General features: G+C 56.5%; 17 protein-coding genes and 6 pseudogenes. 11 read left to right on the forward strand and 12 right to left on the reverse strand.

All coding sequences use genetic code 11. The features are described 5' to 3' along the window. Positions 1-20 precede the first annotated feature (20 nt). Genes nodC through HFO71_RS31755 form a run of 3 tightly spaced genes read left to right on the forward strand, consistent with a single transcriptional unit; the run spans position 21 to position 3,151 of the window. On the forward strand, positions 21-1,298 hold the full coding sequence (nodC, locus tag HFO71_RS31745; RefSeq protein WP_168257415.1) for a chitooligosaccharide synthase NodC: 1,278 nt from the start codon (positions 21-23) through the stop codon (positions 1,296-1,298). A gap of 37 nt (positions 1,299-1,335) precedes the next feature. After that, positions 1,336-2,370, forward strand: coding sequence for a nodulation factor ABC transporter ATP-binding protein NodI (nodI, locus tag HFO71_RS31750; RefSeq protein WP_168257416.1), 1,035 nt, complete (start codon positions 1,336-1,338; stop codon positions 2,368-2,370). Between the two features lies 1 nt (position 2,371). Beyond that, positions 2,372-3,151: an ABC transporter permease gene (locus tag HFO71_RS31755; protein WP_127431411.1), complete on the forward strand. Its 780-nt coding sequence runs from the start codon at positions 2,372-2,374 to the stop codon at positions 3,149-3,151. Positions 3,152-3,494: 343 nt separating this feature from the next. On the opposite strand, the gene HFO71_RS31760 is transcribed toward HFO71_RS31755, so the two are convergent. From HFO71_RS31760 to HFO71_RS31805, 10 genes are all read right to left on the reverse strand, one after another. After that, the gene (locus tag HFO71_RS31760) at positions 3,495-4,547 is read right to left on the reverse strand and encodes a class I SAM-dependent methyltransferase (protein ID WP_168257386.1); all 1,053 of its coding nucleotides are present in this window, start codon (positions 4,545-4,547) and stop codon (positions 3,495-3,497) included. 135 nt (positions 4,548-4,682) lie between these two features. Further along, positions 4,683-4,889, reverse strand: a complete 207-nt coding sequence (gene nifT, locus HFO71_RS31765) for a putative nitrogen fixation protein NifT (RefSeq protein ID WP_127431409.1) — start codon at positions 4,887-4,889, stop codon at positions 4,683-4,685. Positions 4,890-5,107: 218 nt separating this feature from the next. After that, positions 5,108-5,302 (reverse strand): 4Fe-4S binding protein, encoded by a 195-nt coding sequence (locus HFO71_RS31770; protein ID WP_127431408.1) that lies wholly within the window; start codon positions 5,300-5,302, stop codon positions 5,108-5,110. A gap of 19 nt (positions 5,303-5,321) precedes the next feature. Next, positions 5,322-6,809, reverse strand: a complete 1,488-nt coding sequence (gene nifB / locus HFO71_RS31775) for a nitrogenase cofactor biosynthesis protein NifB (RefSeq protein WP_221978082.1) — start codon at positions 6,807-6,809, stop codon at positions 5,322-5,324. Between the two features lie 210 nt (positions 6,810-7,019). Further along, positions 7,020-8,579: a nif-specific transcriptional activator NifA gene (nifA, locus tag HFO71_RS31780; RefSeq protein ID WP_221978093.1), complete on the reverse strand. Its 1,560-nt coding sequence runs from the start codon at positions 8,577-8,579 to the stop codon at positions 7,020-7,022. A gap of 195 nt (positions 8,580-8,774) precedes the next feature. Further along, positions 8,775-9,071: a ferredoxin family protein gene (locus tag HFO71_RS31785; RefSeq protein ID WP_127431406.1), complete on the reverse strand. Its 297-nt coding sequence runs from the start codon at positions 9,069-9,071 to the stop codon at positions 8,775-8,777. A gap of 11 nt (positions 9,072-9,082) precedes the next feature. Further along, positions 9,083-10,390: an NAD(P)-binding protein gene (locus tag HFO71_RS31790; RefSeq protein ID WP_168257388.1), complete on the reverse strand. Its 1,308-nt coding sequence runs from the start codon at positions 10,388-10,390 to the stop codon at positions 9,083-9,085. Further along, a complete protein-coding gene (locus HFO71_RS31795; protein WP_221978083.1) occupies positions 10,377-11,513 on the reverse strand; it encodes an electron transfer flavoprotein subunit alpha/FixB family protein in 1,137 nt (378 codons plus the stop codon). The genes HFO71_RS31790 and HFO71_RS31795 overlap by 14 nt, the downstream gene beginning before the upstream one ends. Positions 11,514-11,530: 17 nt before the next feature. Further along, on the reverse strand, positions 11,531-12,382 hold the full coding sequence (locus tag HFO71_RS31800) for an electron transfer flavoprotein subunit beta/FixA family protein (RefSeq protein WP_221978084.1): 852 nt from the start codon (positions 12,380-12,382) through the stop codon (positions 11,531-11,533). A 175-nt stretch (positions 12,383-12,557) separates the two neighbouring features. Further along, entirely contained in the window at positions 12,558-13,088 is a 531-nt protein-coding gene (locus HFO71_RS31805) for a redoxin family protein (protein ID WP_222006002.1), read from the reverse strand. A gap of 1,213 nt (positions 13,089-14,301) precedes the next feature. On the opposite strand from HFO71_RS31805, the pseudogene nifH reads away from it, so the two are divergent. From nifH to HFO71_RS31840, 8 genes and pseudogenes are all read left to right on the forward strand, one after another. Beyond that, positions 14,302-14,391, forward strand: a pseudogene (gene nifH / locus HFO71_RS31810) (nitrogenase reductase); the annotation flags it as partial. 278 nt (positions 14,392-14,669) lie between these two features. Beyond that, a complete protein-coding gene (locus tag HFO71_RS31815) occupies positions 14,670-15,203 on the forward strand; it encodes a peptidase S14 (RefSeq protein ID WP_221978085.1) in 534 nt (177 codons plus the stop codon). 484 nt (positions 15,204-15,687) lie between these two features. Next, a pseudogene (locus HFO71_RS36055) lies at positions 15,688-15,836 on the forward strand (BON domain-containing protein); the annotation flags it as partial. Between the two features lie 222 nt (positions 15,837-16,058). Beyond that, positions 16,059-17,093, forward strand: a pseudogene (locus HFO71_RS31820) (ISNCY family transposase); the annotation flags it as partial. After that, positions 17,077-17,352, forward strand: a pseudogene (locus HFO71_RS31825) (ATP-binding cassette domain-containing protein); the annotation flags it as partial. The pseudogenes HFO71_RS31820 and HFO71_RS31825, both read left to right, overlap by 17 nt. A gap of 13 nt (positions 17,353-17,365) precedes the next feature. Beyond that, positions 17,366-18,367, forward strand: a complete 1,002-nt coding sequence (gene dgcN, locus HFO71_RS31830; protein WP_221978156.1) for an N-acetyltransferase DgcN — start codon at positions 17,366-17,368, stop codon at positions 18,365-18,367. Beyond that, a pseudogene (locus HFO71_RS31835) lies at positions 18,364-18,531 on the forward strand (dipeptide epimerase); the annotation flags it as partial. The gene dgcN and the pseudogene HFO71_RS31835, both read left to right, overlap by 4 nt. A 113-nt stretch (positions 18,532-18,644) precedes the next feature. Next, positions 18,645-18,913, forward strand: a pseudogene (locus HFO71_RS31840) (transposase domain-containing protein); the annotation flags it as partial. A 118-nt stretch (positions 18,914-19,031) separates the two neighbouring features. Here HFO71_RS31840 and HFO71_RS31845 read toward each other — a convergent pair. Beyond that, a complete protein-coding gene (locus HFO71_RS31845) occupies positions 19,032-20,219 on the reverse strand; it encodes a serine hydrolase domain-containing protein (RefSeq protein WP_168257392.1) in 1,188 nt (395 codons plus the stop codon). Between the two features lie 27 nt (positions 20,220-20,246). Then, the gene (locus tag HFO71_RS31850) at positions 20,247-21,176 is read right to left on the reverse strand and encodes a MurR/RpiR family transcriptional regulator (RefSeq protein WP_168257393.1); all 930 of its coding nucleotides are present in this window, start codon (positions 21,174-21,176) and stop codon (positions 20,247-20,249) included. Positions 21,177-21,180: the final 4 nt, after the last annotated feature.

Genomic DNA, 21,180 nt, shown 5'->3' on the forward strand with positions numbered 1-21,180 from the left:
CACTGGACAAACGAGAAACCATGACCCTGCTCGCAACAACCAGCATCGCCGCCGTCTCACTTTATGCAATGCTCTCCACTGTTTATAAGAGCGCGCAGGTTTTTCATGCCAGGCGGACAACCATCTCAACAACACCTGCGAAAGATATCGAAACCACAGCTGTGCCAAGCGTTGATGTCATTGTGCCGTCCTTCAACGAAGACCCAATCGTTCTCTCGGAATGCCTCGCGTCGCTTGCGGAACAAGATTATGCCGGAAAATTGCGTATCTATGTAGTCGACGACGGTTCCAAGAATCGCGACGCAGTTGTGGCTCAGCGCGCTGCCTATGCAGACGATGAAAGATTCAGCTTCACAATCCTCGCTAAAAATGTTGGAAAGCGCAAAGCACAAATCGCCGCTATAACCCAGTCCTCTGGGGACCTCATCTTGAACGTGGACTCAGACACCACGCTCGCCCCCGACGTCGTCTCAAAGCTTGCCCTTAAAATGCGCGATCCAGCGGTCGGTGCGGCGATGGGGCAATTGAAAGCCAGTAACCAGAAGGACACTTGGCTAACTCGTTTGATCGACATGGAGTACTGGCTTGCCTGCAACGAGGAGCGCGCGGCGCAAGCTCGCTTCGGTGCAGTTATGTGTTGCTGCGGCCCATGTGCGATGTACCGTCGGTCTGCTATGCTTTCGCTGCTCGATCAGTACGAAACGCAGCTTTATCGCGGCAAACCGAGTGACTTCGGTGAAGATCGCCATTTGACAATTCTCATGCTGAGCGCAGGATTTCGAACTGAGTATGTTCCGAGCGCCATCGCGGCGACAGTCGTTCCTGACACAATAGGTATTTATCTGCGTCAGCAACTACGCTGGGCACGCAGCACCTTTCGGGATACTTTGCTTGCGCTCCCCGTACTGCCTGGCCTCGATCGATATCTCACGCTGGACGCAATCGGGCAAAATGTCGGCCTGCTACTTCTTGCGCTGTCGGTATTGACAGGAATTGGCCAGTTTGCGCTGACCGCCACACTACCCTGGTGGACGATCCTGGTCATTGGATCCATGACTCTTGTCCGGTGTAGCGTGGCTGCCTATCGCGCCCGCGAACTTAGGTTTCTGGGTTTTGCTCTCCACACGCTTGTGAACATCTTTCTCTTAATTCCCTTGAAGGCCTATGCCCTTTGTACCCTATCCAATAGCGACTGGCTGTCGCGCGGATCAGTCGCGATTGCGCCCACGGTTGGGCAGCAGGGCGCTACCAAAATGCCAGGGCGGGCGACATCTGAAATTGCCTATAGTGGCGAGTGATGAACGCGTCACTGCAGCTCAAAATCTGGGACAAGAAATGAACGGGCAATTAACGAATTTGAAGACGACGATCGCTGATCCGCACCAGGATCATCTCATCCTATCGGAGCGGCAGCACCAATCGAAATTTAAGGCAATGTATTCGCCTTCTGGCTCATTGTCCCCAGTCGCAATCGACCTGGCCGGCGTTTCGAAATCATATGGTGGTAAAATCGTCGTCAATGACTTGTCGTTTACTATCGCCGCAGGAGAATGTTTTGGTCTTTTAGGACCGAACGGCGCAGGTAAAAGCACGATCACCCGTATGATCCTAGGAATGACGTCGCCGAATGCAGGCAAGATCACTGTACTCGGAGCGCAGGAGCCGGGCCAGGTTCGCTTGGCGCGCGCGAAAATCGGGATCGTGTCTCAGTTCGATAATCTCGACCTGGAATTCACGGTCCGCGAGAACCTTTTGGTATACGGCCGCTACTTCCGCATGAGCACCCGAGAAATCGAAACGGTGATCCCATCGCTGCTTGAATTTGCGCGACTTGAAAGCAAGGCGAATACGCGTGTGGCAGACCTATCGGGAGGGATGAAGCGACGCCTCACTTTGGCGCGTGCGCTCATTAATGACCCGCAGCTACTCATTTTGGACGAGCCGACCACTGGCCTCGACCCACACGCGCGCCACTTGATCTGGGAACGACTTCGATCGCTGTTGGCATGCGGCAAGACAATTCTTCTGACGACCCATATCATGGAAGAGGCTGAGCGGTTGTGCGACCGGCTGTGCGTGCTTGAAGCTGGGCGAAAGATCGCCGAGGGCCGACCGCATGCCCTGATCGAGGAGCAGATTGGCTGTCCTGTGATCGAAATTTATGGCGGCGATCCGCAGGAGCTTAGTCTCTTGATCAGGCCGAATGCTAGGCGACTGGAGATCAGCGGAGAGACCCTGTTCTGCTACACGCCTGATCCAGAGCAGGTGCGCGCGCAGCTGCGTAGATATACGGGCCTGCGCTTGCTGGAGCGTCCACCAAATCTAGAAGATGTCTTCTTGCGGTTAACCGGACGCGAGATGGAGAAGTAGAATGAGCGTAGCAGCATTATCCGCCGGCGGTTTAAATTGGCTCGCAGTTTGGCGCCGGAACTATTTGGCTTGGAAAAAAGCGGCGTTGGCATCCATTCTGGGAAATCTAGCCGATCCCATTATATATCTATTCGGGCTCGGCGCTGGATTGGGAGTGATGGTGGGGCGCGTTGACGGCGTATCGTACACTGCTTTTTTGGCGGCTGGAATGATCGCGACAAGCGCGATGACTGCTGCAACCTTCGAGACTATCTATGCGGCCTTTGGCCGAATGGAGGGCCAGCGCACCTGGGAAGCAATGTTATACACGCAGCTCAGGCTGGGGGATATCGTCGTTGGGGAAATGGCGTGGGCGGCAACCAAGGCGTCGCTCGCAGGCACCGGTATTGGTATCGTCGCCGCCATGTTGGGATACACTCACTGGCTGGCTCTTCTCTACGCTCTTCCGGTCATCGCCATCACGGGCTTAGCCTTTGCGAGCCTTGGAATGGTCGTCACGGCCCTCGCGCCCAGCTACGATTATTTCATATTTTATCAAACGCTGGTCATCACACCGATGTTGTTTTTGTCAGGCGCAGTCTTTCCCGTAGACCAGTTGCCCGTAGCATTCCAACAGATAGCCGCCTTCTTGCCCTTGGCACATTCGATAGATGTTATCCGCCCGACGATGCTGGGCCAACCAATCGCCAATGTCTCCCTGCATATCGGCGTTCTCTGCATCTACATAGTCGTACCATTCCTCGTGTCGACCGCATTGCTTCGGCGGCGACTAATGCGGTGACGGATGCTGCTTCACATCATCATCAGAATCAATACGGTCGGTTTGCTTTGCTTGGCCCGGCATCTCGCAAGTCGTATGGAGGCCAGGCGACGGCGCGTCTCCTGGTAAACGACTGGCCTTGTGATGACGGTGAGGAAAGGCTGCCGTCAAGGGTGCCGACACATTGCGTGCGGTCAGTGCGGGTATCGCCGCTGTCTCGCTCGTGCAGCAGGGAGTTGAAGAGCGGCGACCGGATCTGCCCTCAAGCGCAAAACGGTCCAAATTCAAGTGCTAGCCGCCTTCAACGTCACGTGTGCGCCGAGAGCCTGCCCCATCTGGCATGTCCCGGATGCACCACTCCTTCTCACCAAGTTGCTTCGAGCACCAAGTTCAGCGGCGTCTGGGCTGCTCGTCTGACATGTGTGAACCCGCCTGACCGGATCACCTCCGTCAATCGCTTCTCTCCCGCCTGAGCGCCAAGTGCTAATCCCGTCTCCTGCGCCAGGGAGGTGGGAACGCAGATCATCGTCGAGGCGGAGTAGTAGAGCCGTCCGACCGGGTTGATATTCTCCTCAAGCGTGTCTCCCGCCAAAGGCTCGACGACCATCCAGGTGCCGCCTTCCTTCAGCGCTTTTTTGATATGAGACGCCGCGGCTTCCGGGTCGCCCATGTCGTGTAGGCAGTCGAAGCAGGTGATCAGATCGAAGTCGCTACCGTCGAAGTCCTGCGCGCGGCCCACCTCAAACTGCACGTTCGTCAAACCGTGCGCTTCAGCGTGCGCTTTCGCAGCCGCGATCGAGCCCAAATGAAAGTCGTAACCCGTGAACTGGGATTTGGGAAAGGCCTGCGCCATCAGAACCGTTGATACCCCGTGCCCGCATCCGACGTCGGCGACCGTTGCACCCGATTTCAACTTGGCGTTCACGCCATCGAGCGCCGGCAGCCACTCCTGGACCAGCGCATTGACGTAACCAGGGCGGAACAGCCGCGCGACAGCGCAGAACATGCAGCCAGCCTGGTCACCCCAGGCAACGCCTTCACCTGTCTTGAAGGCAGACTGCACCTTCGCCTGATTTCCGACCATGGCGGCAGCCGTATCGAAGGCGCCAATCAGGTTGACCGGGCTGTCGGGTTCAGCAAACACGTAGGCCTGCTCGGGCGTGAGCGAGAACCGGCCATTCTCGTAATGCACATAGCCCGAAGCCGCCTGCGCTGCCAACCACTCGCGCACATAGCGAGGCGTGCATCCCGCGGCCACGGCAACCTCCTCGGCCGTCGCGGGTCCGATCGCCTTCAGCGTCTTGTAGAGGCCAAGGTCATTGCCGATCCGCACCAGCGGCACGCTGAATGCACCACCAAGGTCGCCAAAGATGCGGTCCACGAGCTCCTTAAGCGTTGTTTCGTTGAGTTGGGTCATGTCGGATTCCTCCTGATATACGGGCAATCTTTTGCCAATCGTCGTCTTCAACGGACCGGCAAAGGATGGATGCTGTCGATGGGGCGTATGAACTGCTTGCGCTTTGCACTTCGTCTATCGACCGGCGCACGCACTCTAACTGGATAGCCTCCTCGCATCGACAGTGACGGGCAGGCGCCTGTTCTGCGACAGGTCGGGAAGAGCAATCTGCCATCCGTTTTTCAGCAGAATAAAGCCGCCCCATAGGCTTTTGTGCTCAACCGAGATGATCGGTTCCTCGAGGTCTTTCTTGTGAATATAGGCCGATAAGCCGACGTCAGTTCTGCTGATTGTCACTCTCATGCATGTTCCTTCTCGCTGGCTGCTTTGGGAGCTTTCAAAGTCGAGCGTTATCAAAGCCCATTATTCTGGTTGGAAATATCCCCAGGCCGATACCTCCTTTATGGCTCTACATCAGATTTGGGCGGAATCCGCTCACTGGATGTGATACCGGTAGTACGCAATTTTCTAACCGCATGTTCGCCCGCTCGTCTCATTTTTCGCGCTTTAGTCGGTGGCGATCAAGCAGGGACGCAGGTCTTTGGCATCGGACACACCGAAGCGCATTGTTGCGTGTCAAACTCACCCTTGCACTCGGTACATTTTTTTGAATCCACAACATATCCTTCACCTTTGAAACTGATCGCATCTGAGGGACATGCAAATTCGCAAGAGCCGCACTGGGTGCACTGGGATGCAATGATCTTATAAGCCATGTTTCAACTCCTGAGTCAGTCAGAGGGGTAGCGCCGTCGGCATCGACGGCTGGCGGCCAAACTCGGCGATGTACAGCGCGCCGATCGCAGTCTCGATGTAAGCATAGGCAAATGCGTCCGTTGCTCGCACGCCAGCTTTTGCCAACCGCTTCTTTGGTCCATCGCCAATTTTGGCAGAGAGCAGAATATCGATACCGTCGAGTGCAACGATGATTTGATCCAGAGCGCTCTCCTTGCCTACGCCACCCAAGCAATATGGCAGAACCTTACGGTGTCCCACCAAGTTGATCCCTTTTCGAGAGACGGCATACAATTGGAGTTCTCTTACCTGACCGAAATGTTCGTTGATCCGGCCGCCACCTTTAGTCGCCACGGCAACGACAAGAGTTCCCGACGAACCCAGTGACTTGACTGCTTTGTTCGCGTCCAATTTTGCTGCAAATTGATCCTCTCGCTCATGCTCGACCAGCTTCCGATATACCTCGCGCTTGTTGGCATCGTATCCAGCTTTGGTGGAGATTTGGTCGAGGGCAAACTCTCGCTCACGATCATCGCCCAGCAAACCGATGGCGTCGGCCCGGCACTGTTGGCAGTGGCGCATAAGCTTAACGTTACCATCGAGACAGTCTTGAAGTGCCTTTAGTTCGAACTGCTCCGGGCAACGCTGACCCGTGAGACCGTAATAAGTACCATGCGAAGGCTTTGAAATCAGGGGCACAACATTGTGCATGAATGCCCCGCGGTCTCTGATCCATTGGTTAACTTCCACGAGGTGCGTGTCATTGACGCCTGGAATCATAACCGAATTGATTTTGGTGAGGATGCCGCGTTCGGTCAGCATTTCCAAACCCAACATTTGGCGCTCGTGAAGGATCCTGGCACCTTCTATCCCAGTGTATCGACGATGACCGTGAAGTATCCATGGATAGATCTTCGCCCCGACTTCCGGATCCACCATGTTGATGGTGATCGTCACGTGATCGACGTTCATGTCAGCTAGCTCATCGACATGGTCCGGAAGCGCCAATCCATTCGTAGAAATGCATAGTTTGATGTCAGGTATTTCTCTGGCAACGCCTTCAAACGTCGCTACTGTTTTCTTCCAGTCGTAACAAGCGTCGCCCGGTCCGGCAATGCCGATTACGGAAAGCTCCGGCACTTTGCTGGCGACGGCAATCACCTTGCGTAGTGCCTGGTCGGGAGTTAGCTTGACTGATGCGACCCCGGGACGGCTTTCGTTGGTGCAGTCATATTTGCGATTGCAGTAGTTGCACTGGATGTTGCAGGCAGGTGCGACCGCGACATGCATGCGAGCAAAATAGTGATGGGCTTGCTCTGAAAAGCAGGGATGGTCTTTGATTCTCTCCCAGATCCGCGCATCCATGTCATCCGTCACCGAAAGGTCATAGGACGAAGATGCGCGGCCGCCGCGCATAGCGGGCGCCATCGGCGCCCGGTCGAAGGGGGCGCTGCTGGTCATCCCGACCTCTATTTCCGGTTCCGACATCGCATTGTTCCATTGGCTAGGAAAGGTTAAACCTCCAAAAGCAAGATAGATTCCGGTCGACGAGACATTGCTGTTTAAGCGCTTATGTCGCCTTTACCGCCCGTTTCCGCGCTCGCTGTCGGAGATGTTTTGTAGCAATCAAGGCAGGATTGCGCCCGAAGTCGCTTCTCCGGCAACCAAAGCTTACGATGCTCTTGACATCGCTCACCTTCACTCTTTGATCACATCGATACCAAACCGGCGCAGCGCATAGCCCACCTGCCGCGGCGTTTTCCCTAGTATACGAGCCGCTTTGGCCTGTACCCAACCAGCCTTCACCATTGCATTGATCAGCCGATCACGCTCAGTGAGACCGGGTGCCTCCACTGTGGCTGCGGAACCCGTGAGAGTACCTGCGTTGGCCCCCAGTCCGCCTAACGTTGCATCTCGTGGGTTGAGATGATGCACCGCGTCGTTGCCAATACCGTCGTGGGCGTCTTTCCAGAGGAGCGCCGAAGAACACTGGTCTTGCTGACAGGCAAAATCTGATGAAGCGATCGTATTTGAACTGGCGAGAGTAGCGGTCCTTTGTACGCAATTGTCCAGCTCACGAACATTGCCGGGAAAGGCGCATTTCGACAAAATGTCTATTGCCGACGGCGCGAAGTCGAGATCTCGATCATTTGCCTTGTTGAATTGCTCGAGGAACACTTGCGCTAGAAGCGAAATGTCTCCGTCGCGCTGCCGAAGCGGCGGCAAAATGATGGGCACCACATTGATCCGGTAATAGAGGTCGGCTCTGAACTCCCCTCGAAGGACGGCCACTTCAAGGTTTTTGTTGGTGGCGCATATAACTCGAACGTCTACTTTCAATGTCTTCGTTCCGCCGAGACGTTCGAATTCGCCTTCCTGTAACACGCGCAATAACTTCGCCTGGAATTGTGGTGATACATCGCCAATTTCATCAAGCAACAGCGTTCCGCCATTGGCCAGTTCGAAGCGTCCAGCTCGTTGAAGGAGAGCGCCAGTGAAAGCGCCCTTCTCATGGCCAAACAATTCGGATTCCAGAACGGTTTCCGACAGCGCGGCGCAATTCAACTTAATAAACGCCTTGCTTTTCCGTATCGATAACGCGTGTATTGCTCTTGCAAAGCATTCCTTGCCAGTGCCGCTCTCTCCTCTCAAGAGCACCGCGGAGTTCGTCGCAGCAACGATATTGGTGGTAGCTAATACCCTCTTGAGCGCGGGGCTCTCCCCAACGATCCAATCGATTTTACCGAGCTGGGTGGGTTGAGGCTTCGGTTTGATTTTCGGAATCTGTCCTGCTTGTTGTTCCCCGGCGACTGCGCCGCCATCGCTGCACAATTCGCGATAGCGCTGGCAGGTTAAGCCGATCAGGACGGCAATCATTGCCAGAAGGGTTTCGTCCTGATCTCCGCTTTTCTGCGCGAAATCAATCCACAATGCGCCAATTGCTTTCCGGTTTACTTTAACGGGGAGAACGGCAGAATTTTTCCCAAAGTGCTTCTCACCGCTAGTGATGACACGATTTATCGCGTCCGCCTGTTCAATCGTAAGAGAACGTGAGCGAACGTCGTGCCCAATGGGAGCCCGCACGTTTATCCAGGGCTCTCCTCCGGCGCCGTGAATCACGATTCCGCCATCGCGCAATCGCAGATGCTCGACGAGGGCGTTCATCGCAGCTTTCAGCACGTTGTCTAGAGGAAAAGAAGAGATAAGCTCTTTCGATATGTCGTAGAGTATATGGAGCCGCGCCTCTGGTTTAATCATGCCTACAAACAGGGGAGGGTGCACTGTTTTTTACCCTGGTGCGCGAGATATGCTAACGCATATTCCTAAGTTAAAAATACCTGTTATCGACGGCGCAAAAATTAGCCTTTCGAAGGGTTGAGTGGATGCGCATTCAATCGCCGTCGCTAATGCAGCTGGATCGGTCGCTGCTATTCCGGCGGAGGTAGGGACTCCTCATCCAAATTTGAAGAGGACCCCGAACCCGCCCCGGGGATAATTCCATTTGATGTCGCCACTCGCTTCGCATAGCACTCTGCATGTGCCGCATTCCAAACAGCCATCCGAAACAATCGCCACCTGACCAATTTCGTTCACTTCGTAGCATTTGGCCGGACAGACTTGCGTCAAGGCGAGCAGGTTCGGGCTTGGCGACCGGTGCGGTCGCACTGTGATATGCGGACGTCCAGTGTCGACGAGATATCGGTTTTGGTACAGCTTGTCCTCAATGCGCTCAATGATGGTCGCCTTCATCGAATTTTCCTTTAACGCCAAGATGCGGCGGAGCGGACCGCGTCGCTGATCAACCCCCAATGGGATCGTGCCTTGACAAAGGAGGCAGCTGTAGCCTTCTCCCTGTTGATTTTAGGTGCACCGTCGACACGCACAAAATTTTGCGCTGCCTGTGATATAAGCGTTGGATAGGTCATGAAAAAATTGTGACTGTCGGTGTGGAGGAGGCTTGGAAGATCTTTGTGTTTGATCAGGTCTTTCATGACGAACGACTTATCCAGCATGCCCTTATAGAGAGAGAGATTGCGCTTCGTCATCAAGCCGCCACGGCTCTTTATCTGAGAGATCGCTTCGCCGGCCATGAGGCCTGATGTCATCGCGAGGTTTGATCCCTCCCTATGCACGGCATTGTTTAGTTGCGCCGCATCGCCCACGACCACCCACCCGTCGCCAAAGAGTTGCGGGATTGCCTTGAAGCCCCCTTCGGGAATAAGATGCGCGGCGTATTCTTTTATCTCTGATCCGGCCAGTAATGGTCGGATCGAGGGATGTCGCTTGAAGGCGTCAAGAAGGCGGTACGGATTTTCCATGCCTTCCGCTAAACCGGAGACGAGGCAGCCGATCCCCACCGAGATCGACTCCTTGTTGGTATAAAGGAAGCCCAGTCCGGCCATTCCGCGTGAGATCGTGCCGCCGGCTTCGATCACACAGCCTTCGCTACCGTTGAGGCCGAAGCGCTCTGCGATGACCTCTTCCGGCATGAAATGCATTTCCTTGACAGCGAGTGCCACGTTTTCCGGCTTCGGCATATCGCGTAACCCGGCTCGTGTTCCAAGCAGTCCGTTCACGCCCTCAGCAAGGACGACTACGTCCGCGAGGATCACACCGCCCTCTCGGTCTGTGTGAACGCCTATTACTTTACCGTTCAGGTCCCAAGCGAGTCTGGTCGCTGTCGTTTCACAAAGGACTGTGCCTCCCGCCTCGCGCACCTTGCGTGAGAACCATTTGTCAAACTGGGCGCGGATGATCGTATAACGGTTTGGCTTCAGTTCATTGAAGTCATCAGAGCGATAGTGCACGCCCGTGTGCGACGAGTCATCCATTAGCCAGAATCGTTGCTCGACCAGATGCCGTTCAAGAGGGGCGTCATCGCGGAATTCTGGGATAATCGCCTCCAACATGTTGGCGTACAATATAGCCCCTTGAACATTCTTAGAGCCCGAATGTTCTCCGCGCTCCAGCTGCAGCACTTTTAGACCGCGACTAGCCATCGAATACGCTGCGGCGTTACCGGACATCCCGGCACCAATGACGATCGCGTCGAACTTACTCTTGGTCATCTAGCCTTCCTCGGTCCATAACCTTGATAGAGTTGTGCGGTGGCATTCGCTTGGCGAAAGCTTCTGTCAACGCCGGCAAGAACTCCAGCGCGCAAGCGACAACGCCGATGTGGGCGAAGTCAAAGATCGGAGCGTTCTGGTCGAGGTTGATAGCGACAATCAGATCGGCTCCTTCGACGCCAACGCGATGCTGGACCGCGCCAGATATTCCCGCCGCGATGTAGAGCTTGGGTCTAATGGTATGGCCGGACTGACCAATTTGTCGATCAGCAGGCATCCAGCCTTTTTGGACCAGTGGGCGCGAGCACCCGACTCCCCCGCCGATCGTCGTTGCCAGGTTTCTCAAGTATTGCAGGTTTCCTGCAGCGCCGAGGCCGAGACCGCCGCCAACCACAATGTCGGAGTTGGCCAGATCGGATTGCTCAGAACCGTCATTGCACAGGAATGCGAGGACCTTGGTGACGATCGCTTCCTCGACCATTGTGAGTTCGTGCTGGATAACGCGCCCAATTGGCTTATCCGCACGTTGCGGCGTCGCCATGACCCTGGACCGTACCGTTGCCATTTGCGGTCGGCTGTTTAGCGTATAGATCGTGCACAACAAGGACCCGCCGAAAGTTGGCCGCGTCGCTGCGAGTGAACCATCTCCATCAACATCCAGCTCGGTGCAATCAGCCGTAAGCCCCGTTTGTAAGGTCGTTGCTACAGCACCGGCGAGGTCACGGCCGAGCGTGGTCGCGCCGAGAAGGAGAATTTCTGGTTTGTGAGTAGTGACCAGATCCGTCAAAGCCTTGGTGAAGGGTTCGTTTCGATAATTGGCAAGGACCGGTGACTCTACCAGATAGGCGATATCAGCTCCGTAAGCGAAGGCCTCTTCGATCGCAGGCTTGGTTCCCACGCCTTCAGACGAACCGAGGACAACCCCGGCGAGTTGGACGCCGAGTTTGTCAGCTAGTCTGCGGCCTTCGCCGAGGAGTTCAATCGATACGGGATGAACATTGCCGCGCTCAAGTTCCATGAAGACCCAGACGTGCCGGTGATCTTCGAAACATTTAAGCAGCTTTTTCCCTGAGCTGACGCGGCCGACAGCGTTTGCCGGCGTTTCATTTTTTCTAGCGACCAAAATCTACTCCTCGCTGCTCACCGATTGCCATGGGACGTGAGCTTGCGTTCCAAAACAGGCTGGCGGGAAAAAATTGCAGCGACCGTCTCCGCGGCGACCTCGGCCAACGTTTTGTCGTTAATGTCCATTTGCATAGCTTTTTCGGCGCGCGGACCAGGAGCGAATACTCGCTTCACCACCGTCGGCGATCCCCTTAGGCCGCATTTGTTCAACTCCCCAATGCCGGCGTCAGCGGCCCCCCATTTAAGAACCGGGCTTCGCGCGGCACGGAAGGCGTCATCGAGAGAGCCCCGGCGGATAGCATTGACACCTTCCAGCACGGTGATGAGACATGGCAACGTGCTCTTCAGCATCTGCGTGCCGCTCTCTGCGTGCCGTTCAACCATGATCTCGCGCGAAGTGGGATCAATGGATACAATCTTCGTTACGTAAGTCAGTTGCTGGAGGTTCAGCCTCTTTGCAATTCCGGGTCCGACCTGGGCCGTGTCGCCGTCAATTGTCTGCTTTCCCGTAAAGACGATATCAGGCGCCCCATAGCTCTCGCCAATCTTCGCTACTGCTTGAGAAAGAGCATACGAGGTCGCCAGCGTGTCAGATCCAGCAAAGTGGCGGTCGGTCAGAAGCACTGCGCGGTCTGCGCCGTTGGTGAGGGCTTTGCGTAGCGCTTGCTCAGCCATGGGCGGTCCCATCGTCAGAACGGTCACCTCACCCCCATAGCGGTCACGAACCTGGAGTGCCTCTTCGAGAGCAAACAGGTCGTAAGGGTTAATGATGGTCGGTACGCCTTGGCGCATGATCGTATTTGTCACCGGGTGGACGCGTATCTGCGCAGAGTCCGGCACTTGTTTGATACAGACCACGATGTGCATAGTCGTTTAAGCTCCCAATCGGATTCGGGCCTTAGGGACCCTGCTAACTCTGACCACTGCTCGTGCAATAAATTTGCGCCGCAAGAAGGCGCTGTCCGGGTTCAGGTTGATGCCCTCCTCAATCGCCGAGAGCGCCGTCTTGCCATTCTTAATCTCTATCGCCGCCGAGACTCGATCATGAAACTATCACCGCAGCATAAGTCTCTCCTTCAGCAATCCGCTCCTTTTCGGCATTCTTTGCTTCCGCGCTGGCGCGCCAGGTGCCGTCGATCACTTTTGGCAAAACGTCCTCGAGCTTAACCAGATCGCCGATAAAGGCGATCCTACCGTCTCGGTCGACAACGAACGCCCGTGGAACGGCGAAAGATAGACTGGCTTTGAGCCAATCCTCATCCATGTCGCCTGAGTAGTCGAACCCGATCCGTATGTTCGCATTCGGGAGCCATTTGGTTACCCATGCGTCCACCTCAGCTAGGGCCTCGTCAGCCGTTACAATGCCGATGACCTCAATTCCGATGTCCCGGTATTGCTCTTGCACCTGAGCCAGGCGGACCAGCGCCGGCCCGCAACCACTGCAGGTAATCGAAATGAACACAGGGATGTATATTTTGCCCAACTGGAAGTTGGAAAGCGGATCGCCGCGCAGCCAGTGCTGCACGTTGATCGACGGGGCTGGAGAGCCGAGATTTAAACTATAGCTTGTCACGTCTTGTTCCCCACATTGTGTTATCCGGCGTTTCGCGCGCCAGGAATGAGCTTGCCCTGCCAAGTATCAGGTCGATTTGTTTTGATATTTAAAGGCTATCGCGGTGTTCCATCGGTTGGAGAAAAGACGTTTGTGATCTCGTCTTGTGAAATGGGTTCTGCGCTTGCGCCTCATTGCAAATTCCTTCTTCTGAGAGCGTAACGATAGTCCCCGTCGTGACGGGAAGGTGCCCTGACGCAGATGGAGCAGGAGGCCATTCCAAATCTCCTCGCTATCGGGGCCGTGCCGCCGTCAATTGTCTGCGTCCCGACGAAGAAGAAACCAGGCGTCCGAAGCCCGGCACTTGTTTGATACAGACCACGATGTGCATAGGCGTTTAAACTCCCAATCGGATTTGGGCTTTAGGGACCCGGCTTACTCTGAGCACTACTCGTGCCAATCAGGTTGCGCCGGTAAGCCTTCGAGATTGCACATGTTTCGTTGTCGTTATGCGGAGAGGTTTTGTAGGGTTGCCGACATGTCGTGTCGCAATCCGCCCCGATCACCACCGCGAACGGAGGGCGGTTCGATAGGTTTCAGGTCGGATAAGTCCGTGATAGCTAGATAGCGGCGCCACGAGCCGTAAGATTTCAACGCCGAATAATACGCCGGGAGATGGCAAGGGGACTGACGTTCTGGTGCGGTGGGCGTGTATCGAGATTCGGTTTACCATTTATAATCTGACTAGCGACACCGTATGCGCGATCAGAAGCACAGCGATCGAGAAAATAACGCTGCGGGCGCCTAGTGAGGTTGGACAAGCGGTTTAGCTGATGCTGGATCATTGCCAGAAGTGTGGAGAAACCCTTGGAAATATCAATCGAAAGCCGTCCATAGACGCTGCTGCAGCGCATCGAGCTCTTGGCTTTTCTCCGTCTCAATCGTTTACATCAACGCCGTTCTGATCGGTTGACCAAACGAACAAACCGAAGCCAGCTTGTGGTCCGTCAGACGCATGACAACGATTCGCGACATTGTCGTCACCTTTGTCAGATCAGCGACAAAAGCTACCTCCTCGATCGTGCGCCTTTTTCCGCCCACATAACTGGAATCTCAGCGAATTATTGTTCGTCATCTCAATCGGCCTGCTTGGCACGAATCTTGAGAGCTATTGCGAGGCAGCGGAACGGCCTCCGCATCCGCATTGCCTCGAACACATGAAGGAACGCCAAGCATGGCAGCTCTGCGTCAGATCGCATTCTATGGAAAGGCCGGAATTGGCAAGTCCACTACGTCCCAAAACACGCTAGCGGCCCTCGTGGACCATCACGTACCGGATACCGGTGATCATTCGAATAGGGGGATACGCTGAACGAACAGCACTTTGAAAAGGCCCTAACACGTCTTGTTGATGCGGCCACGCACCATCGCTTTCAGTCCCACCCACAATCTCCACCGTCATCAAACCCGCGAGGGTGACATTCCAATTTTGCAGAAACAGGACACTTCAACTTTGAACCCACCAGCATGCAGTGGTTTGCATTTAGCAAGTGCCGGACTCGACACAGATCCGGTTTCATTCGGTTACCAAGGGCTGCTCTAATGACCGTCATCGTCTACGACCGCAAGCGCGAGCTTATGATCGCTGACAGCCGCGCCACTTCCGGCACCTCCCATCCGATCGGCGCGAAGATGAAGATTCACGAGATCACGGCAGGGAAATGCAATGGCGCGCTGCTAGGCGTCTCCACCAACATTCCCGGTAGTGGTGAAGCGTTCAAGGAGTGGGTCACGGAAGGCATGAGCAAGGAAGCCTTTGATCCGAGCTTTTCGGAACCTGTGGCGCTCCTGGCCAAGCTCGACAACTCGGTCTATCTCTTCAGTGGTAGCCACTGTCCATCCGGCCCCCTCGTCGGCGACTTCTTCGCCATTGGGTCGGGGAAGGAGTACGCGCTGGGCGCCTACGAGGCCTGCGGTGACCCCTTCCGCGCCGTCGAGGTGGCTATCGAGTGCGATCCGTTCTGCGGACCTCCTATTGTGTCCAACCAGCTTCGTACGCCCGACGGCAATCAGCCGCCGATGATCCGGCGTGTCATTCGATTTCTCCGGAACTTCGGTGGCGGCACAGCTACCTGATAGGCTCAGGACTCGTTGAATCATAGTCGAAGATGACGGTGCTGAGCGTATGCTTGGGAAGAAGTGTGGGCGCAGCGATTGTATTTGGTGTGAATGCCCCCAGTCCTGGAGCCCGCCGAACATGTTTTCAATCTCGTGGCGCTTATTTGTAGAACGTAGACCATGCGGGATCACCACCTTGCGGTTTGCTCTCGAAGGAATACAGGCACCCGAGCAGGACGATCCGGCAAAAATCGGGCGATTCGATCGTGAGTATGACCTGCATCAAAGACCACGAGCAGACAAGCCGTTAATCCTTAGCTCGTCGGGGACGTCCCAGCCGTGGTTCTACCCCGCAGCTCCTGCGGGCCACGCCCTCTGTCCAGGGCGTGGCCCTTTCCTTTTCGAGAAGAACACTTGATCTGCATCAAGGAACCGATGTCCCGCAGGTGGGAGAATTGGAGGCCAAAATCGGACAGAGCCATTGAAGGCAACGTCGACCGTCCTGCCGCGGGGCGACGAGGCGATCAGGCTCACGGTGCGCACCCACCTCAGGTCAGATCTCGTCTCGCCCCTCAAAAGGTGCAGGTTTCCGTCCAGAACGGACAGGTCAAGATTGACGGCCAGGTGGAGTCGGAGCTCAAGCGCAGGGCCGACGCAGGAATGTCTAGTCAAGGCATTGATAAGGCGCGTAAACGTCCATGTTCCATAATATCCGTTATGCCGCCAAGTTATGTAAGGGCTATTTAGTAATGCGACAGTTGGGCCAGTTAGAGATGCGACAGTCTCGCCTCTCGACGCGCTGGTCAATGTCAACGTTGGGAGCAAGGATGACGACCTTCAGCCTGGTCGAGACCATGAGCGGTCGGAGTCGTCATGTCCTTTATGATCACCATGTCGCAGAAAGAGTTGCATCGCCTCGAAGTCATCCAGAAGATCCGTGACCTACGCCTGAGCGTTGTCCAGGCTGCCGAACTGCTCGGGCTCAGTCGAAGTCAGGTCCATCGGTTGCTGCAGGCCTATGACCGGGATGGTCCAGCCGGCCTCGTTTCCAAGAAACGATCGCAGCCGAGCAACCGGCGCCACAGCGAGGAGTTTCGCAATGCGGCGCTGGATCTGATCCGGGAGCGCTATCTGGATTTCGGTCCGACGCTGGCGCGCGAGAAGCTGATCGAGCTGCACCGGATCTCGGTGGCCAAGGAGACGCTGCGGCAATGGATGACCGAGGCCGGCATCTGGATCTCGCGTCGCGAGCGCAAGAAGCGGGTTTTCCAGCCACGCGGCCGGCGCGACTGCTTTGGCGAACTGGTGCAGATCGATGGTTCGCATCACTGGTGGTTCGAGAACCGCGGCCCCAAATGCGCCCTGCTCGTCTATATCGATGACGCCACCGGCAAGCTGTTACATCTTCGCTTTGCCGGATCAGAGAACACGTTCGACTATCTGCATGCGACGAAAGCCTATCTGCAGCAATGGGGCAAACCGCTGGCTTTCTATAGCGACAAGCATGGTGTTTTTCGTTCGACCCATACGTCGGAGAAGGACCGGACGAGCGGCCTGACGCAGTTTGGTCGTGCGCTTTATGAGCTGAACATCGACATTATCTGTGCCAACACTCCGCAAGCCAAGGGCCGTGTGGAACGCGCCAACCAGACATTGCAGGATCGGCTGGTCAAGGAGATGCGGCTTCGCGGCATCGATACGATCGAAGCTGCCAATGCCTATGCGCCTGAGTTCATTGCGGATTTCAATTCGCGGTTCGGCAAGCAACCGCGCAATCCGAAGGACATGCACCGACCGCTGGCCGACCATGAGAATCTCGATGGCGCCATGTGCCGGAAGGAAGTCCGCACACTGTCGCAGTCGCTGACGCTCCGTTACGACAAGGTCTTGTTCAATGGCGATGCAACCTGACGTCATGCTGTTCAACGAGTTCACAGCGGCGCTGGACTCGGAGACGGTGAAGGAAGTTCTCGTCACCATCAAGGAACTGGCGGCCGAGGGCATGACCTGCATCCTCGTCACTCATGAGATGAGCTTCGCCCGAGAAGTCGCCGACCACATCTATTTCACCGATCGCGGCGTGATCGTCGAACACGGTCCCCCTGCATCCTTCTTCGACAATGCCAAGGATCCGAGAACGAAGGCGTTCCTTGGACAGATTCTTTGAGGCGCGAATGACAATGATCGAAACACCCTATCTGCTTTTCCTGGGCGATGCGCCCGATAGACTGGCTGCCAAGGTCGCGCAGGGGATCAACGACTGGCGGCCGGAACTGGCAATCGGGCAATTGCGCCTTCCTGGCTGCAAGGCCGATCTCGGCCTACCGGACTTGACGATCCGTCAGGCGGTCGAAATGGGCGTGAAGACGCTCGTCATCGGCGTTGCCAATCGCGGCGGCGTCATCTCGCCGGCGTGGAAATCAGTGCTTCTGCAGGCGCTCAATGCCGGGCTCGATCTCGCTTCCGGCCTGCACAATCTGTTGCACGACGAAGCCGATCTGGCTGTAAAAGCGAAGACGCTGGGCCGCACGCTGCATGACGTCCGCGTGCCGACGGTTGCCTACCCGATCGCCAATGGTAAAAAGCGGACAGGCAAGCGAATACTGGCCGTCGGCACCGATTGCTCGGTCGGCAAGATGTACACGGCGCTGTGCATGGAAAAGGCGATGCGCGCGCAGCGACGGAAGGCGACCTTCCGCGCGACCGGCCAGACCGGTATCCTAATCACCGGCGATGGCGTGCCGCTCGACGCGGTGATCGCCGATTTCATGGCCGGATCAATCGAATTTCTGACGCCGGACAACGATCCGGATCACTGGGATCTCATCGAAGGCCAGGGAAGCCTGTTCCATGCGTCCTATTCCGGCGTGACCCTGGCTCTCATTCATGGCGGTCAACCGGACGCACTGGTGCTCTGCCATGAGCCGAACCGGCCGTACATGCGCGGTCTTCCGGATTATGAGCTGCCGAGCCTTGAGGCGCTGCGCGATCTTTCGCTGACGATGGCCAGGATGGTCAATCCAGCCTGTGAGGTGGTTGGCATTTCGCTCAATACCTCCGCCATGAGTGCAGAAGATGCGATGGCGCTTTGCGCTGAAACCGAAAGGCGGATGGGCCTGCCGACGGTCGATCCGTTCCGCCAAGGCGCCGACCGGCTCGTTGCGGTGTTGGAGGGATTATGACCGGGTTGTCGCTCTGCGCCGTTGAAGAACGTTTTCCCGTCGCTGGTGCTTTCACGATTTCGCGGGGATCGCGCACGAAAATCCGCGTCGTGACACCGGCCCTGCGGGACCGCGATGTCGCCGGCCGCGGGGAATGCGTGCCCCATGCCCGCTATGGCGAAACGTAAGCGCTGTCCTGATCCCACCTTCCGGATCATGGCTTGATCATTGATGTTCAACCTCGAAAGAGGGCTTGGACATATGTCGATTTCAGAACTTACGCTTAAATCCAAGGATCGAGGACCAGCTTCTGCTTGGGCTTGAAGAAGCCGAACAGATCGAGGCTGCCGGGCTGGAAGAGAAGGAACAGGGCTCGACTGCTCTGCGCCAGGCGCAGGTCGCCAAACGGCGAACCAACCGGGTTCGCTGCCAGCGCATCTGCCGCGCGTCGAGATCGTAGTCGATATCGATGACCATGCCTGCCCCTGCTGCCGCAGCGAACTGCATCGGATCGGCGAAGATGTCAGCGAGAAGCTCGATCTTGTGCCCGCCCAATTCCGGGTGCTCCGGCATCTCACGACCCTCGAAGGTATTGCGGCGCAGAAATCACGGAGAATGGTTGAGCGATGTCGGTGCAGCTTCTTGGCGATCACATCAATCTGAACAAAGAATAGCCCGATTGCGACTACAACAGCGCTTCTCTTACAGCCCTCACCGCCGTCAGCGCTGTCCGCGTCCGCGTCGTGCTGACGAATTCCGGCCAACTCGACAGGACTATCGCCGCGAAGTCCGCCCCCGGGTCGATATAAATCAGTTGCCCGAATACCCCGCGGGCCATATACACGCCGCGTGCGGTATCTTCGATCCAGAACTGGTTGTGATACGCGCCGGCGGGCAGAACCTCTTGATAGATGCCACCGAAGAGTCTCGGATCAGCATCGAATCGTATCCCGGCAATCCACTCGGTCGGCACGATGCGCCGGCCGTCGATCTCGCCGCCGCGAAGATGCAGCAGGGCGAGACGCGCATAGTCGCGAAGAGTCGCATTGAACCCGCCATCACCCAAAGCATAGCCGGCAGCGTCCACGGTAAAATAGGCGTCTTCCTCCGCGCCCATCGGCGCCCACAATTCACGGCTGACGAGTTCTGCAAGCGGGGTAGCGGCGGCACGCTGTAGAACGAAGGACAGTACATCCGTCTCGATCGATCGATAGCGGAAGGAGGTACCGTGCGGGCACTCCAGATCCGTCAAAGAGAGCATCAGGTCCCAGACATTCGTATGCCAGTTCGGGTTGACAAGCTTCTTCCAACCACTGGCGACATCCAACTGCGCCATGTGGGAATCGAGCGCAGTATAGGTCTCGTCGAAGGCTACGCCGCTTGTCATGTCGAGCACGTGCTGCACGGTCGCGCCGTTGTAGGCCGTCGCCTCCAGCTCGGGGAGATAGTGCGTCAGCGACGCGGTCGGGTCGACCATCCCGCGGCCGATCAAGATGCCTGCAAGGGTGCCGACGACCGACTTGGCGACCGATTGCGACAGGTGCTGGGTATACGGTGTCATACCGTTCAGGTAACGCTCGGCGACGATCTTGCCGCCATGAAGCACCAGGAAGCCATTGGCATAGCTCGTCTCGAGGAAGCTGCCAATGGTATAAGCCTGCCCCTCCGCCTCGAAGGGGATGACGTCGATATCCCGAAGATCGGCCGGCAACACGCTTGCCGGACCCGCTCCGCGCCAGACCTGCGTTGTCGGCAGTATTTCCCGGACATGCTGGAAGGTCCAGCGATTCCAGGGCGCGCGATCCCACTCTTGGATTGGAATGCGAATATTGCAGGGTAAAGTCGGATCACGGAATGGCGAAATACTGGTCATTCATGCTCTCATTTGCGGTTGAATGGATCAATCGTTGCGGCGGAGATAGCTGCCTCCGACGAACTCCCCAAAGAGGGTGCCCATGTCGCTCATCTTGGCGAAGTTACGCTTAGCCTTCGGCCCTAATTTAGTGGCAACGGCGTCGATGAGCAGATTGAGTACGACACTGAGGCTTGCCGTAGAATCCCAGAAGGTTTTCACATGCGTATGCGCCTCGAAGACGAAGCGCGTATAGGCAAAAGCCCAGTGACTGAACTTGTCGGTGACGATGACCAGCGGCATGTCCATCGACTTCAGCTTCTCCACCAGCTTGATGCCGCGGGTCGCGTACGAGGCCGTGTCAACGAGGACGACGGCGCTCTGCTTAGGATCTGCATTGATAATCTCGCCAAACGTGCCCGAGGCGTTGTCGATGAAAATCACGTTGGAGCGCGCCCAGAGCAGGCGGCTGGCGAAATCCATGGCCAGCCCCTTCGAGGCCTGGAAGCCCACGACATAGATGGTGCGCGCCTTCACGAGCAGGCTTGCGGCCTCGTCCCACACGTCCGTGGTAGTCAAGGCGTAGGCCTTCACGACAGCGTCGAGTTCCAGCCGCAGGCTTTCCTGCAGCATCTGCTGTCGGCCTCCGCGCGTTTGAAAACGAGCCATGTAATCGTCGACTTCGCTGTCCTTGTCCGCGACCGCGACGCGCAACCGCTTCTTGAGGTCGCGCAGGTTCTCGAAACCGAGGCCACGAACGAACCGCGTGACGGTCATTTCGCTGACTCCGACCGCCTCAGCTATGCTGCTGCCGGTCTCGAAGGGCAATATTTGAATATTATCCAAGATATAAGCCGCAAGGCTTTGCTCCGAGGGCGAGAAACCGGACATGCGGTCGCGCAGGATCGCTTCGATGTCTATTTTCTGCTCAACGTCGCTCGATCCCTTAGCATCCTTGCCGCTTCGTGCTTTCACCACAGTG

This window comes from Rhizobium laguerreae, from assembly GCF_019778565.1.
Lineage (GTDB): Bacteria > Pseudomonadota > Alphaproteobacteria > Rhizobiales > Rhizobiaceae > Rhizobium > Rhizobium laguerreae.